Annotated in this window: 18 protein-coding genes and 3 pseudogenes; 20 read left to right on the plus strand and 1 reads right to left on the minus strand. The window is 66.5% G+C overall.

All coding sequences use genetic code 11. The annotated features are described in order from the left end of the window. Positions 1–99 precede the first annotated feature (99 nt). The 15 genes and pseudogenes from P3W97_RS00910 to tatC form a co-directional block, all read left to right on the plus strand. A pseudogene (locus P3W97_RS00910) lies at positions 100–267 on the plus strand (transposase); the annotation flags it as partial. Then, positions 265–480, plus strand: a pseudogene (locus tag P3W97_RS00915) (IS3 family transposase); the annotation flags it as partial. The pseudogenes P3W97_RS00910 and P3W97_RS00915, both read left to right, overlap by 3 nt. Positions 481–592: 112 nt before the next feature. Beyond that, complete coding sequence (hisD, locus tag P3W97_RS00920) at positions 593–1,939, plus strand: histidinol dehydrogenase (RefSeq protein WP_300843096.1); 1,347 nt, start codon at positions 593–595, stop codon at positions 1,937–1,939. Continuing rightward, positions 1,936–3,033: a histidinol-phosphate transaminase gene (gene hisC / locus P3W97_RS00925; RefSeq protein WP_300843097.1), complete on the plus strand. Its 1,098-nt coding sequence runs from the start codon at positions 1,936–1,938 to the stop codon at positions 3,031–3,033. Before hisD ends, hisC begins: the two co-directional genes overlap by 4 nt. After that, positions 3,030–3,647: an imidazoleglycerol-phosphate dehydratase HisB gene (gene hisB / locus P3W97_RS00930; RefSeq protein ID WP_300843098.1), complete on the plus strand. Its 618-nt coding sequence runs from the start codon at positions 3,030–3,032 to the stop codon at positions 3,645–3,647. The genes hisC and hisB overlap by 4 nt, the downstream gene beginning before the upstream one ends. Before the next feature lie 32 nt (positions 3,648–3,679). Next, positions 3,680–4,372: an imidazole glycerol phosphate synthase subunit HisH gene (gene hisH / locus P3W97_RS00935; RefSeq protein WP_300843112.1), complete on the plus strand. Its 693-nt coding sequence runs from the start codon at positions 3,680–3,682 to the stop codon at positions 4,370–4,372. A gap of 20 nt (positions 4,373–4,392) precedes the next feature. Further along, complete coding sequence (hisA, locus tag P3W97_RS00940) at positions 4,393–5,133, plus strand: 1-(5-phosphoribosyl)-5-[(5-phosphoribosylamino)methylideneamino]imidazole-4-carboxamide isomerase (RefSeq protein WP_300843099.1); 741 nt, start codon at positions 4,393–4,395, stop codon at positions 5,131–5,133. 3 nt (positions 5,134–5,136) lie between these two features. Next, the gene (hisF, locus tag P3W97_RS00945; protein WP_300843100.1) at positions 5,137–5,937 is read left to right on the plus strand and encodes an imidazole glycerol phosphate synthase subunit HisF; all 801 of its coding nucleotides are present in this window, start codon (positions 5,137–5,139) and stop codon (positions 5,935–5,937) included. A 5-nt stretch (positions 5,938–5,942) separates the two neighbouring features. After that, entirely contained in the window at positions 5,943–6,341 is a 399-nt protein-coding gene (hisI, locus tag P3W97_RS00950) for a phosphoribosyl-AMP cyclohydrolase (protein WP_300843101.1), read from the plus strand. After that, on the plus strand, positions 6,338–6,742 hold the full coding sequence (locus tag P3W97_RS00955) for a phosphoribosyl-ATP diphosphatase (RefSeq protein ID WP_300843113.1): 405 nt from the start codon (positions 6,338–6,340) through the stop codon (positions 6,740–6,742). The genes hisI and P3W97_RS00955 overlap by 4 nt, the downstream gene beginning before the upstream one ends. A gap of 22 nt (positions 6,743–6,764) precedes the next feature. Next, positions 6,765–7,127, plus strand: a complete 363-nt coding sequence (locus P3W97_RS00960) for a hypothetical protein (RefSeq protein WP_300843102.1) — start codon at positions 6,765–6,767, stop codon at positions 7,125–7,127. Positions 7,128–7,159: 32 nt separating this feature from the next. Further along, positions 7,160–7,519: a histidine triad nucleotide-binding protein gene (locus P3W97_RS00965; RefSeq protein WP_300843103.1), complete on the plus strand. Its 360-nt coding sequence runs from the start codon at positions 7,160–7,162 to the stop codon at positions 7,517–7,519. Positions 7,520–7,635: 116 nt separating this feature from the next. Beyond that, positions 7,636–7,872: a Sec-independent protein translocase subunit TatA gene (gene tatA, locus P3W97_RS00970; RefSeq protein WP_300843104.1), complete on the plus strand. Its 237-nt coding sequence runs from the start codon at positions 7,636–7,638 to the stop codon at positions 7,870–7,872. A gap of 16 nt (positions 7,873–7,888) precedes the next feature. Continuing rightward, the gene (tatB, locus tag P3W97_RS00975; protein WP_300843105.1) at positions 7,889–8,389 is read left to right on the plus strand and encodes a Sec-independent protein translocase protein TatB; all 501 of its coding nucleotides are present in this window, start codon (positions 7,889–7,891) and stop codon (positions 8,387–8,389) included. 3 nt (positions 8,390–8,392) lie between these two features. After that, positions 8,393–9,202, plus strand: coding sequence for a twin-arginine translocase subunit TatC (gene tatC, locus P3W97_RS00980; RefSeq protein ID WP_300843106.1), 810 nt, complete (start codon positions 8,393–8,395; stop codon positions 9,200–9,202). Between the two features lie 17 nt (positions 9,203–9,219). Here tatC and P3W97_RS00985 read toward each other — a convergent pair whose 3' ends face one another. Beyond that, complete coding sequence (locus P3W97_RS00985; protein ID WP_300843107.1) at positions 9,220–10,359, minus strand: trypsin-like peptidase domain-containing protein; 1,140 nt, start codon at positions 10,357–10,359, stop codon at positions 9,220–9,222. A gap of 126 nt (positions 10,360–10,485) precedes the next feature. On the opposite strand from P3W97_RS00985, the gene P3W97_RS00990 reads away from it, so the two are divergent. From P3W97_RS00990 to P3W97_RS01010, 5 genes and pseudogenes are all read left to right on the plus strand, one after another. Then, positions 10,486–10,632, plus strand: coding sequence for a DUF3149 domain-containing protein (locus P3W97_RS00990; protein WP_300843108.1), 147 nt, complete (start codon positions 10,486–10,488; stop codon positions 10,630–10,632). A 33-nt stretch (positions 10,633–10,665) separates the two neighbouring features. Beyond that, complete coding sequence (locus tag P3W97_RS00995) at positions 10,666–11,466, plus strand: Nif3-like dinuclear metal center hexameric protein (protein WP_300843109.1); 801 nt, start codon at positions 10,666–10,668, stop codon at positions 11,464–11,466. Then, positions 11,466–12,533, plus strand: a complete 1,068-nt coding sequence (gene pdxA / locus P3W97_RS01000; protein WP_300843110.1) for a 4-hydroxythreonine-4-phosphate dehydrogenase PdxA — start codon at positions 11,466–11,468, stop codon at positions 12,531–12,533. Before P3W97_RS00995 ends, pdxA begins: the two co-directional genes overlap by 1 nt. Positions 12,534–12,643: 110 nt before the next feature. Next, positions 12,644–13,243 carry a ubiquinol-cytochrome c reductase iron-sulfur subunit gene (gene petA, locus P3W97_RS01005; protein WP_300843111.1) on the plus strand — a complete coding sequence of 200 codons (600 nt, stop codon included), beginning with the start codon at positions 12,644–12,646 and terminating at the stop codon, positions 13,241–13,243. Between the two features lie 42 nt (positions 13,244–13,285). After that, a pseudogene (locus P3W97_RS01010) lies at positions 13,286–13,565 on the plus strand (cytochrome bc complex cytochrome b subunit); the annotation flags it as partial.

Below are 13,565 nucleotides of genomic sequence, written 5' to 3' on the forward strand. Positions count from 1 at the left end.
GGCCATGCGCATAGCGCCAACGACATCCTCCGGTGAGCTGCCCGCCGTTTTTCGTCTTCCAGGAGCCGATGGTTGGCATCGAGACCTGAAGGACGAGAGATGAAGACAATTCCGAAGCAGGAGCACACGGCCGAGCTCAAAGAACAGGCCGTCAAGCACGCCCAGGCGGTGGGCATCGTGGTGGCCGCCAGGGAGCTGGGCCTGGTCGAGCAAACGCTGCGCAACTGGGCGAAGGCGGCCGAGGCGGGCAAGCTCGTGGGCGCCGGCGTGCTCTGTCGCAGCGACCGTGGCAGCCAGTACGCCAGCCAGGCCATGACGGCCAGGCTCAGCGAGTACGGCATGACCGCCTCGATGAGCCGCAAGGGCGATTGCTGGGACAACCGCAGTCGCTGCCACTGCACCCTGGGCTACAGCCCGCCGGTTCGGTTCCTCGAGAACTGGATCAGCAAGCATGCTGCTCAGCAATCCAAGGCAGGATGAGAGCGGCCCCTTGGAAGGCGAAATTCGACGGGCACCTCAGTCAACGGGCTGCCCCGTTCGCGCGCCATCAGGCTCGCCCCGCTTTGCCCGCTGTGCTGCGACAATCGTGCTTATGACTGCTGCTACCGATACCCCCCGAGCCCTTCCCCTGCGACTGGACACCGCCGATACCGATTTCGAGGCGCGCTTTGCGGCGCGGCTGCATTGGTCGGCGGACACCGATGCCGCGATCGAATCCCGGGTGGCGGCCATTTTGGCCGATGTGCGCGCCCGGGGCGATGCGGCGGTGCTGGAGTACACCCGTCGCTTCGATGCCGTGCCCGCCGAGCGTATCGCCGACCTGGAGCTCAGCGCCGACGCCCTGCGCGCAGCCTACGAGGCCATCCCCGGCGACCAGCGCGATGCCTTGCAGCAGGCGGCCGCGCGCGTGCGCCGCTACCACGAGGCGCAGCTCGAGGCCTGTGGCCGCTCCTGGCAGTTCCGCGACGCCGACGGCACGTTGCTGGGCCAGAAAGTGACGCCGCTGGATCGCGTCGGCATCTATGTACCGGGCGGCAAGGCCGCCTACCCGTCCAGCGTGTTGATGAACGCCATCCCGGCCCACGTGGCGGGTGTGCCTGAGATCGTGATGGTGGTGCCGACCCCGCGCGGCGAGCGCAATCCACTCGTGCTGGCCGCGGCGCACGTCGCGGGGGTGAACCGCGCATTCGCGATCGGTGGGGCGCAGGCCGTAGCGGCGCTGGCCTATGGCACGGCGACCATCCCCCGGGTGGACAAGATCACCGGCCCGGGCAATGCCTATGTCGCCAGCGCCAAGAAGCATGTGTTTGGCACCGTCGGCATCGACATGATCGCGGGGCCGAGCGAAATCCTGGTGCTGGCCGACGGCACCACGCCGCCCGACTGGGTGGCGATGGATTTGTTCAGCCAAGCGGAGCATGACGAGCTGGCGCAATCCATCCTGCTGTGCCCAGATGTGGCCTATCTGGAGGCGGTGCAGGCCGCCATCGACCGGCTGCTGCCCACGATGCCGCGCGCAGACATCATCGCGCGCAGCCTCGAGGGGCGGGGGGCGCTCATCCGCACCCGCAGCATGGAAGAGGCCTGCGCCTTGAGCAACCGCATCGCGCCGGAGCATCTGGAGATCGCCAGCCGAGAGCCGCATCGCTGGGAGCCGCTGCTGCGTCATGCCGGGGCCATCTTTTTGGGCGCCTACACCAGCGAGAGTCTGGGTGACTACTGCGCCGGTCCCAACCATGTGCTGCCCACCAGCGGTACGGCACGCTTTTCCAGCCCGTTGGGGGTGTACGACTTCCAGAAACGCTCCAGCCTCATCGAAGTCAGCGCCTCGGGGGCGCAGACGCTGGGCCGCATCGCGTCGGTGCTGGCGCATGGCGAGGGCCTGACCGCCCACGCGCGCGCCGCCGAGCTGCGCCTGCGCGAGGAGGGCGCGGCATGACTCCGCTGCTGGAGGCGGCGCTGCGGCGCATCCGCCAGGATGTGCAAGGTATGCACGCCTACGCCATTCAAGACGCAACCGGCCTGATCAAGCTGGATGCCATGGAAAACCCCTATCCGCTGCCGCAGGCGCTGCAACACGCCCTCGGCCAACGGCTGGGGGCGGTGGCCATCAACCGCTATCCGGGCCCGCGCATCGAGGACCTCAAGCGCGCGCTGGCGGCGCACGTCGATCTGCCCGCGGGTGCTGCGCTCATGCTCGGCAACGGGTCGGACGAGTTGATCAGCCTGCTGGCGATGGCCTGCGATCGGCCTGGGGCCAGCATTCTGGCGCCGGTGCCGGCTTTCGTCATGTACGCCATGAGCGCCCAGTTGCAGGGCCTGGCCTTCCACGGTGTGCCGCTGACACCCGACTTTGCGCTCGACGAGGCCGCGATGCTCGAGGCCATCGCCCGCATCCGCCCCGCCATCACCTATTTGGCCTACCCCAACAACCCGACGGCCAACTGCTGGGATCCGGCCGTGATTCGGCGGCTGATCGCCGCTGTCGGCGCAGTGGGTGGGCTCGTCGTCATGGATGAGGCCTACCAGCCCTTTGCCCGGCACACCTGGCTCGACGAGTGGCGCGCCGATCCGCAGGCCCATGGGCATGTGCTGGTCATGCGAACGCTGTCCAAGTTTGGCCTGGCTGGGGCACGCTTGGGCTACCTGATCGGGGCCGCGCCGCTCGTGGCGCAGATCGACAAGGTGCGCCCGCCCTACAACGTCAGCGCCCTCAACGCCGAGTGTGCGCTGTTCGCGCTGGAGCATGCGGGGGTGTTTGCCGAACAGGCCGCAGCGATCCGAGCCGAGCGGCAACGTCTGCTGCATGCCTTGGCCGTGCTGCCCGGCGTGCAGCCCTACCCCAGCGAGGCCAACATGATCCTCGTGCGGGTGCCGGACGCTGCCAAGGCCTATGCCGGCTTGCGCGCGCGTGGCATCCTCGTGAAGAATGTCTCTACAATGCATCCGCTTCTTGTCAACTGCTTGCGCCTGACCGTGGGCACGCCCGCCGAGAACGCGGCGCTGCTTGCGGCGCTGCCGCCCTCGCTATGACCACCCTGCCTGCCCCCAGTGCCCCCGCCCGCACCGCGGACGTCCAGCGTGTGACGGCCGAGACCCAGATCCGTGTGCGTGTGGACCTCGACGGCACCGGCCGCGCTCGGCTCGACACCGGCATCGGCTTTTTTGATCACATGCTGGACCAGATCGCCCGCCACGGCCTGATCGATCTGGAGATCGAGTGCCGCGGCGACCTGCACATCGACGGCCACCACACGGTGGAAGACGTGGGCATCACCCTCGGGCAGGCGGTGGCGCGCGCAGTCGGTGACAAACGCGGCATCCGCCGCTACGGCCACGCCTATGTGCCGCTGGACGAGGCACTGTCGCGCGTCGTCGTGGATTTTTCCGGTCGCCCCGGCCTGCACATGGAGGCGCAGTTCACAGCGGGGATGATCGGCCAGCTCGACACCCAACTCGTGTATGAGTTTTTCCAGGGCTTCGTCAACCACGCCGGCGTGACGCTGCACATCGACAACCTCAAGGGCCACAACGCCCACCACCAGTGCGAGACGATTTTCAAGGCCTTTGCGCGCGCGCTGCGCGCCGCGCTGGAGCGCGACCCCCGGCTGGGGGACGCCATCCCCTCGACCAAAGGCAGCCTGTGAGGCCGGTGCACGCCGAATCCCCGTCCATCACGATGAATATTTCGGTCAAGCGCGAGACGGTTGCGGTCGTCGACTACGGCATGGGCAATCTGCGTTCGGTGGCACAGGCGCTGATCCATGCGGCGCTGGCCAGCGAGCATGTCCAGGTGGTGGTGACCGCCAGTCCGCAGGCGGTGCGCGATGCGCATCGCGTCGTGTTGCCAGGGCAGGGGGCCATGCCCGACTGCATGGCCGAACTCGAGCGCAGCGGCCTGCGCGAGGCGGTCCTACACGCCGCGGCCACCAAGCCGCTGTTCGGGGTGTGCGTGGGCATGCAGATGCTGTTGGAGCACTCCGAGGAAGGCGACACCGCCGGCCTGGGCCTGATTGCCGGAGAGGTGGTTCGGTTTCGCCTCGAGGGGCAGAGCCAGCCGGATGGCAGCCGCTTCAAGGTGCCGCAGATGGGCTGGAATCGGGTGTGGTACGGTTTCGAACACGGCCCCAGCGAGCGGCCCACGCCCCATCCGCTGTGGACCGGCATCCCGGATGGGAGTTACTATTACTTCGTGCACAGCTACCACGCCCATCCGGCCAACCCGGCGCATGCCGCTGGCATCACCGAATACGGCGTGCGCTTTGCCAGCGCCATCGCGTGCGACAATCTATTTGCCACCCAGTTCCACCCCGAAAAAAGCTCGGACCAGGGGCTGGCGCTGTACCGCAACTTCCTGCACTGGAACCCCTGAAGTCCCCACTCCGACGAGCCATGCTGCTGATTCCTGCCATCGACCTGAAAGACGGCCAGTGCGTGCGCCTCAAGCAAGGCGACATGGACCAGTCCACCGTATTCAGCGACGACCCCGCCGCCATGGCCCGCCACTGGGTCGAGCAGGGCGCGCGTCGCCTGCACCTAGTAGATCTCAACGGCGCCTTCGCCGGCAAACCCCGCAACGAAGCGGCCATTCGGCGCATCCTGCGCGAGGTGGGCGACGAAGTCGATGTGCAACTCGGCGGCGGCATCCGCGATCTGGACACCATCGAGCGCTACCTCGACGCCGGCTTGCGCTATGTCATCATCGGTACGGCGGCCGTGAAAAACCCGGGCTTTCTGCAGGACGCCTGCACGGCCTTCGGTGGCCACATCATCGTCGGGCTGGACGCCAAGGATGGCAAGGTCGCCACCGACGGCTGGAGCAAGCTGACCGGCCATGAGGTGGTGGACCTGGCGCGCAAGTTCGAGGGCTACGGCGTGGAGGCCGTCATCTACACCGATATCGGCCGCGACGGCATGCTCACCGGTATCAACATCGAGGCCACGGTGCGGCTCGCGCAGGCCCTGTCGATTCCGGTCATCGCCTCGGGCGGGCTGTCCAACCTGGATGATGTCCGTCGCCTGTGCAAGGTCGAGTCCGAGGGCGTGGAGGGCGTCATCTGCGGTCGTGCCATCTACAGCGGTGAACTGGACTACGCCGCGGCGGTTCGCCTGGTCGACGGCGTGGATGCCTGAGTGATGCTGGCCAAGCGCATCATCCCGTGCCTGGACGTCACCGGCGGGCGGGTCGTCAAAGGGGTCAATTTCGCCGAGCTGCGCGACGCCGGCGACCCGGTGGAGATCGCCGCACGTTACAACGAGCAGGGCGCCGACGAGCTGACCTTTCTGGACATCACGGCCACCAGCGACGGGCGCGACCTGATCCTGCCCATCATCGAGGCGGTGGCCAGCCAGGTGTTCATTCCGCTGACGGTAGGCGGCGGCGTGCGCAGCGTGGAGGATGTGCGCCGACTGCTCAATGCTGGAGCAGACAAGGTCAGCTTCAACTCTGCTGCCATCGCCAATCCCCAGGTCATCCGCGATGCGTCAGGCAGGTATGGCTCGCAGTGCATCGTCGTGGCCATCGACGCCAAGCGGCGCTCGGCCGACGAGTGCCAACGCCCCGGCCCGCACGGCCGGCCTTTGGGGCCCGGGTGGGATGTCTATTCCCACGGCGGGCGCAAAAACGTCGGGCTGGATGCGGTCGCCTGGGCGCGCCAGATGGCGGACTTGGGAGCGGGGGAAATCCTGCTCACCAGCATGGACCGCGACGGCACCAAGGCGGGCTTCGACCTCGAGCTCACCCGCGCCGTCAGCGACGCGGTGGACATCCCCGTGATCGCCTCGGGCGGGGTGGGCCATCTGGACCATCTGGTGGACGGCATTCGCGTCGGGGGGGCCGACGCGGTGCTGGCGGCCAGCATCTTTCACTACGGCGAATACACCATTGCCCAGGCCAAGCAGCGCTTGGCCGAAGCGGGTATCCCCATACGCAGGTGAGCGGCATGACCGATTGGCTGGATCGAATCCGATGGGACGCGCAGGGCCTGGTGCCCGTGATTGCTCAAGAGCGCGGGACGGGCGATGTGTTGATGTTCGCCTGGATGAACCGCGAGGCGCTGCAAAAGACCGCCGAGCTGGGCCGCGCCGTCTACTACAGCCGTTCGCGCGGCTGTCTGTGGTACAAGGGGGAGGAATCCGGCCATGTGCAGTTGGTGCACGAAATTCGCCTCGACTGCGACGAGGACGTGGTGCTGCTGCAGGTGACGCAGCTGGGCCATGAGCCGGGCATCGCCTGCCACACCGGGCGCCACAGCTGTTTTTATCAGCGCCTGGACACGCAGCGCGGCCAGTGGCAAGCCGTCGATCCCGTGCTCAAGGATCCGAAATCCATCTACCGCTGACCATGACCGACACCCCTGTACTCGATATCCTGCTGCGCCTGGCCGCCGTCATCGACAGCCGCAAGCCGGCTGCCGGTGGCGACCCCGAGCGCAGCTATGTGGCGCGTCTGCTGCACAAGGGGCCGGATGCCTTTCTGAAGAAAATCACCGAGGAGGCGGGCGAGGCCGTGATGGCGGCCAAGGACCTGCAGCATGGTGTCGGCAGCGCGCAGGCTTTCGTGGGCGAGGTGGCCGACCTCTGGTTCCACAGCCTGATCGCGCTGGCGCACTTCGGTCTTGGGCCGGCCGATGTGGTGGCCGAATTGGCGCGCCGTGAGGGCCTGTCCGGGCTCGAAGAAAAAGCCCTGCGTCGGGCCCGTGCGCGCGAGGCCGAGGCACAATCCCTACCCGATCAGCCGTAAGCGCGAGCTGCAGGAGGCATCCATGTCGACCCCGTCCGTGATCGATGTCACCCCCAAGACGCCCGAGCAGCTCGCCAGTCTGCGCCGGCTCACGCTGGCGGTCTATATCCTCTATGCGGCCTCGTGGTTCGTCGCCGTGACGGCGCTTGTGGGCATCATCATCAACTATGTCAAGCGCGAGGATGTCGCCGGCACACTCTACGAAAGCCATTTCACCTGGCAGATCCGCACCTTCTGGTGGAGTCTGCTGTGGGCTGTGCTCGGTTTGCTCACCCTCGTCGTTGGGGTAGGCGCGGTGATTCTGATCGTCGCGGCCGTCTGGTCCCTGTACCGACTGGTCAAGGGCTTTCTGTACTGGAACGACCGCCGGCCCATGCCCGTCTGATCTGCCCTTCTTCGATCCCGACCCGACCGATCATGTCGCACGAGCCCAACTGCATCTTTTGCAAAATCGTCGCCGGCCAAATCCCCAGCCGCAAGGTGTACGAAGACGATGAGCTCTACGCCTTCCACGATATCCACCCGTGGGCGCCGGTGCACTTTTTGATCATTCCCAAAGCACACATCCCATCCATGGCCCAGTTGGGTACCGAGCACGAGCGGCTGATGGGCCGCATGATGGTGCTCGCCCCGCGTCTGGCCTTGGAACAGGGCTGCCTGCCGTACCCGCAAGGCGGGTTTCGCATCGTCGTCAACACCGGCGAGCACGGCGGGCAGGAAGTGCACCACCTGCACATGCATGTCATCGGTGGGCCGCGCCCCTGGCGCAAAGGTTGAATCCCATCGCGCGGCCTTTGGGGCACAATCGCAGTATCTTGGCGCCGATCGAACCCCGGGCGCTGCGTAGAATCGAACCCGGTATCGGGGCGGCGGCCCCGTCGTTGGAGTAGCACATGGGCAGTTTTTCTATTTGGCACTGGCTGGTCGTTTTGCTGATCGTGGTACTGGTCTTCGGCACCAAGAAGCTCAAGAACATCGGCTCCGATCTGGGCAGCGCGGTCAAAGGCTTCAAGGACGGTATGCGCGACGGCAGTGCGCCGGAGTCGCCGCCCACCGCGGCGGCACAGGTGGGCCAGGACAAGGCGGCCGAGAAGACCACCATCGACGTCGACGCCAAGACCAAGTCGTGAGCGCGGCTGCCCCCGCATGATCGACCTCGGTATTTCCAAGCTCGCCCTCATTGGGGTCGTGGCGCTCGTCGTCATTGGCCCCGAGAAATTGCCGCGCGTAGCGCGCACCGTCGGCGCGCTGCTGGGCAAGGCGCAACGCTATGTCGCCGAAGTCAAAGCCGAAGTCAACCGCACCATCGAGCTCGAAGAGCTCAAACGCATGAAAGAGGCGGTCGAAAAGACCGCCCGCGACGTCGAGACGCAGGTCAGCTCGACGGCGGCCGAGTTCGAGCGGGAATGGTCCGAAGTGACAGCCGGCCTCGAGGGACAGTCGTCGTCCGGCCCATCGAGGTCCTACGATGACCTGGCGTCCATCGGTGCGCCGGTCTATCCCGAATATCGGCGGCCCAAAAAAAACTTCCGTCTCAAGCGCCAGGCCGTGCCCCAGTGGTACAAAGCCCGCGCCGGCATTCGCACCCGGGCCCTGTCCGGCGCAGCGCGTGTGGCCCGCTATCGTCCCAAGACTCCCCTGCGCTGATCCATGGCCGATCCCCGAGACTCCGGCGACGAGCTCGCCGGCACCGAGCAGCCTTTCGTCGCGCACCTCATGGAATTGCGCGACCGCATCCTGTACGCCCTGGCGGGCGTGGGGGTGTGCATGGTGTTGCTGGCCATCTGGCCCGGCCCCAGTGGCCTCATCGACTTCATCGCCATCCCGATCCGGGCGCACATGCCGCCGGATGTCAAGCTCATCGCGGTCGGGGTGTTCACCCCGTTTTTCGTACCGCTCAAAGTACTGATGATGGCCGGTCTGCTGATGGCGCTGCCCTGGGTCATCTACCAAATCTGGGCGTTCGTCGCACCGGGCCTGTACAGCCACGAGAAACGCTTTGCCCTGCCGCTGATCATCATCGGCAGCCTGTTGGCCTACCTGGGCATTGCGTTCGTCCAGTTTTTCGTGCTGGACAAAATGTTTGCCTTCATCCAGGGCTTCACCCCGGCCAGCGTCAATGCCACGCCGGACATTGCGTCTTATGTCGAGGCGATCCTGTCACTCTACCTGGCTTTCGGGCTGGCCTTCCAGGTTCCGGTGGTGGTCATGCTGATGGTCCGCTTCGATATGGTGGGCATTGACAAGCTCAAGTCCTTTCGCGGCTACTTCATCGTCGTGGCCTTCATCATCGCGGCGATCGTGACGCCGCCCGATGTGATCTCGCAACTGGCGCTGGCCATCCCGATGTGTCTGTTGTACGAGGTGGGTATCATCGGCGCGCGTTGGTTTGCGCGCGGTAAGGCCTCCGCGGAGGACGGCGGCGCGTCCTCGTCTGCGACGGACGGCTCGTCTTCGTGACAGGCGGGTGATGCGCTTCAACGCGCTGCGTTGGGCGGCCGACGCGCCGGTACGATGCTCAAGGTGCGGGCCCCGTCGCGCCGCTGCACCTCCAACTCGGCCGGCACACCGGGCTTGAGCGCGGCCACAGCCGCCAGCAGGGTGGTCACGTCCCGGATCGGGGTTTGTTGCACACGACTGATGATGTCACCGGGTCGAATACCGGCTTGGGCTGCTGGGCCGTCCTGCAACACCCCCGTCACGATCACTCCGCTGGCCTGCGGCACGCCGAAATGATCGGCCAGCTCGGGTGTCAATTCCTGCGGTTCCACACCGATCCAGCCGCGCGTGACGGCGCCGTCGCGCACGATGGCCTCCATCACCTCACGCGCGGTCGCCATCGGGATGGCAAAGCCGATCCCCATCGATCCGCCCGAGCGCGAATAGATCGCCGTGTTGATGCCGACCAGGCGCCCCTCGGCATCGACCAGCGCGCCACCGGAGTTGCCCGGGTTGATCGCCGCATCGGTCTGGATGAAATTTTCGAAGGTGTTGATGCCGAGCTGGCTACGCCCCAAGGCGCTGACGATGCCGGCGGTGACGGTCTGACCCACCCCGAACGGGTTGCCAATGGCCAGCACTCTGTCGCCGACCTGCAGCGCTTCGGATCGCCCCAACACGATCACCGGCAAATCGGGCAGGGTAATGCGCAGCACAGCCAAGTCGGTGTCGGGATCGGTGCCGATGACCTGGGCCGGGGCCTGGCGCCCGTCGCTGAGCTGCACCAGGATTTCGTCCGCCTCTTCCACCACATGGTTGTTGGTCAGGATGTAGCCGGCCGGGCTGACGATCACGCCCGATCCCAGTCCTGCCTGGGGTTGAAACTCGGGGCGCTCGCCAAAGAAAAACCGAAACCACGGCTCCTGCGCATGCGGATGGCGCACCGCCTTGCTGGTGCTGATGCTCACCACGGCGGGGGCCGCTGCTCGCGCTGCCGCGGCAAGGCTGGTTCCTGCGATGACGGCGCTGCGGGTGTCGGGTTCCACCTCGAACACCGGCACCACGCTCGACAGCGAGGGTCGCCAGGTCAGCCAATGCGGCTTGAGGGTGGCGACCACGAACCAAATGGCCAGCAGCACCGTGACGGTTTGAGAGAAGATCAACCAATAGCGTTTCATAGGCACTTTCCGCCGGCGCTCTGCCGGCCTGACCCTGTTTGCAACAGGGTTGATATAGGTCAATACAGGCGCCGCTGTCCGCGGCTTCAATAACAGCACGACTCTAAACGACGCTGGAGCACCAGAATGAAAGCGATTGTGGACCTTTTTTCGACCGATTACGGGCTCATGAGCGCCGGGGTGATTGCCTTTGTCGTCGCCATGGCGGTGTGGTTCTACCGCTTCTTCTCGCGCAAGATGGCGGAGTCCGAGCGCGCTGCTGGCAAATCCTGACGCTCGGTGAGCGGGTGGTGTGACAATTCGTTCATGCAAGACCGCGCCCTGTCTGCTGCGGATGCTGCATCCGGCGGCACCACCCGTGACGCGCTGTTGGCCGCGCTGGACGCGCTGCTGGAGCCGGCGCGCTTTCAGGATTACGGCCCCAACGGCCTGCAGGTCGAGGGGTGTCAGTCGGTGCGCCGCTTGGTCAGCGGGGTCACCGCCAGCCTGGCCCTGATCGAGGCCGCCATCGACGCCGGAGCCGACGCCGTCTTGGTGCACCACGGCCTGTTTTGGCGCGGGCAGCACGGCACCGTCACCGGCTGGATGAAAGCCCGCCTGCAGCGGCTGCTCACCCACGACATCAACCTGTATGCGTACCACCTGCCGCTCGATGCGCATGCCGAGCTGGGCAACAACGCTCAGCTCGGACAGCGCTTGGGTTTTGCGCCGCTGGGCGATGGCTGGGGGCGGTTTGGAGAACAGCAGCTGGGCTTTCTTGGCGAGTGCGACATGCCGCACATCGCGGCACTGGCCGCGCGCGCCGAGGCGGTGCTGGGCCGGCGCATCACCTGGGTGCCGGGAGATGGACGGCCGATCCGACGGGTGGCCTGGTGCAGCGGCGGGGCGCAGGGCTATTTCGAGGCCGCCATCGCCGCCGGCGCCGACGCCTTTTTGACCGGCGAGATCTCCGAACCCCAGGCGCACCTGGCGCGCGAGTGCGGGGTGGCCTTCCTGGCGTGCGGGCACCACGCCACCGAGCGCTACGGCGCGCCCGCCGTCGGCGCGCATGTGGCCGCCCAGCTCGGCATCGAGCACTGCTTCATCGATATCGATAACCCCGCCTGATGGACGCATCCCGCATGCCCGCCGACCGGGGCGATGCCCCCATCGCCATCACCATGGGGGATGCCGCAGGCATCGGGCCTGAGATCGTGGCCGAGGTGTTCCGGCGCTGGCCCGAGTGGTCGTCCCGCTGTGTGGTGGTGGGGGATGTGGCTGTGATGCGGCGCGCGGCGCAGGTGGGTGGAGGGCTCTTGCCCATCGCCGTGTTGGATGGACCGGCGCAGGCGGTGCACGTTCCGCCCCGATGCGTGCCAGTGTGGCCCGCAGTGTCCATCCCGGCGCTGCCGCGCTTTGGCGAGGTCAGTGCCGTGGCCGGGCGGGCGGCCGCCGATGCGGTCATCGCCGCCGCCCATGCCGCACTGCGCGGGCAGGTCAGTGCCATTGTGACTGCCCCGTTGCACAAGGCCGCGCTGGCCGCCGCTGGCCTCGATGTGCCCGGCCACACCGAGTTGCTGCAGCGCATCGCTGCGCAGGCGCGCGGCGTGCCGCCGACCGAGCTGCCGGTGCGCATGATGCTGTCCAACGATGTCTTGCGCACCGTGTTGGTCAGCATCCACATGCCACTGCGCGCGGCAATCGAGGCCGTCACCGAAGCGGCCGTGTGGGAGACGCTGCGCATCACCCACGATCATTTTTGCCGGCTGTTGGGCTGGACACGCTGCCGCATCGCCGTCGCGGGGCTCAACCCGCATGCGGGCGAGGGCGGATTGTTCGGACGGGAGGAGATCGATATCATCGCGCCGGCCATCGCCCGCGCGCAGGCCGCAGGGTGGGAGGTCACGGGACCGCACCCGCCGGACACGGTGTTCATGCGCGCTCGGGCTGGAGAATTCGATGTGGTGGTCGCTATGTACCATGATCAGGGCCTCATCCCGGTCAAGTATCTGGGGCTCGAGCGGGGTGTCAACACCACGCTGGGCTTGCCGTTCGTGCGCACCAGCCCCGACCACGGGACGGCGTTCGACCTGGCGGGGCGGGGGCGGGCCGACCCTTCGAGCCTGCTGGCGGCGCTGGAGGCGGCCTGGGCGATGCGCGCGCAGGGAGATCGGCCTGATGGTGTCGTGGATTAGGGTTTGCCTGAGCGTCAATCCATTACAATATATAGCGGTTTTCGTGTAGGCGTCACGCACTGGTGGTGCGCGCACTCCGACTTGCCTCAGCCTTCTCAGAAAGAGCCCCCATGAGCGAAGCCAACCTAGACCAAGATCGCCGGACCTGGCTGATTACCTCGTGCGCCGTGGGCGGCGCGGGGGTGGCGGCCGTTGCGGTACCCTTCGTCAGTTCGTTTGCGCCGTCCGAGCGTGCCAAGGCCGCCGGCGCCTCGGTGGAAGTCGATATCTCCAAAATTCAGCCTGGCGAGAAAGTCGTCGTCGAGTGGCGGGGCAAGCCGGTTTGGGTGATGCGCCGCACCCCAGAGCAGCTGGCGTCGCTGGAGCAGGTCGAGGACCAACTGGCCGACCCAGCCTCTGACCGCAAGGCTTATCCGACACCGGCGTATGCGAAAAATCGCCACCGCTCGATCAAGCCGGAGATACTGGTGGCGGTCGGCATCTGCACCCACTTGGGTTGTTCGCCGGTGGATAAGCTGCAGCCCGGGCCGCAGCCGTCGCTGCCCGACGACTGGAAAGGCGGCTTTCTGTGCCCCTGCCACGGCTCGACTTTCGACATGGCGGGTCGGGTGTTCAAAAACAAGCCGGCCCCTGACAATCTGGAGGTGCCGCCGCACCACTATGTCTCGGATACGGTCGTGCTGATCGGCGAAGATCCGCCCAAAGCCTGATCTGCCGCTTTTGCACCGAATCCACGCACTAGGGAATTCATCATGGCCGAATTCAAGGAAGCCCCCCCCAACGCGTCGCGCGGCGAGCAGCTCCTGACGTGGATTGACAACCGCTTCCCGGTGTCTAAGCTCTACACGGAGCATCTGGCCGACTACTCTGCGCCGAAGAACTTCAAGTTCCGGTACTTCTTCGGCTCGCTGGCCCTGCTGGTGCTGGACATTCAGCTCGTCACCGGCATCTTTCTCGTCATGCACTACAACCCGGATGCCTCGCTCAACGCAGCCGGGGTGCCCGTGGCCTTCGCCTCGGTCGAATACAACA

The sequence above is a fragment of the Tepidimonas sp. genome, from assembly GCF_029335975.1.
Classification (GTDB): domain Bacteria; phylum Pseudomonadota; class Gammaproteobacteria; order Burkholderiales; family Burkholderiaceae_C; genus Tepidimonas.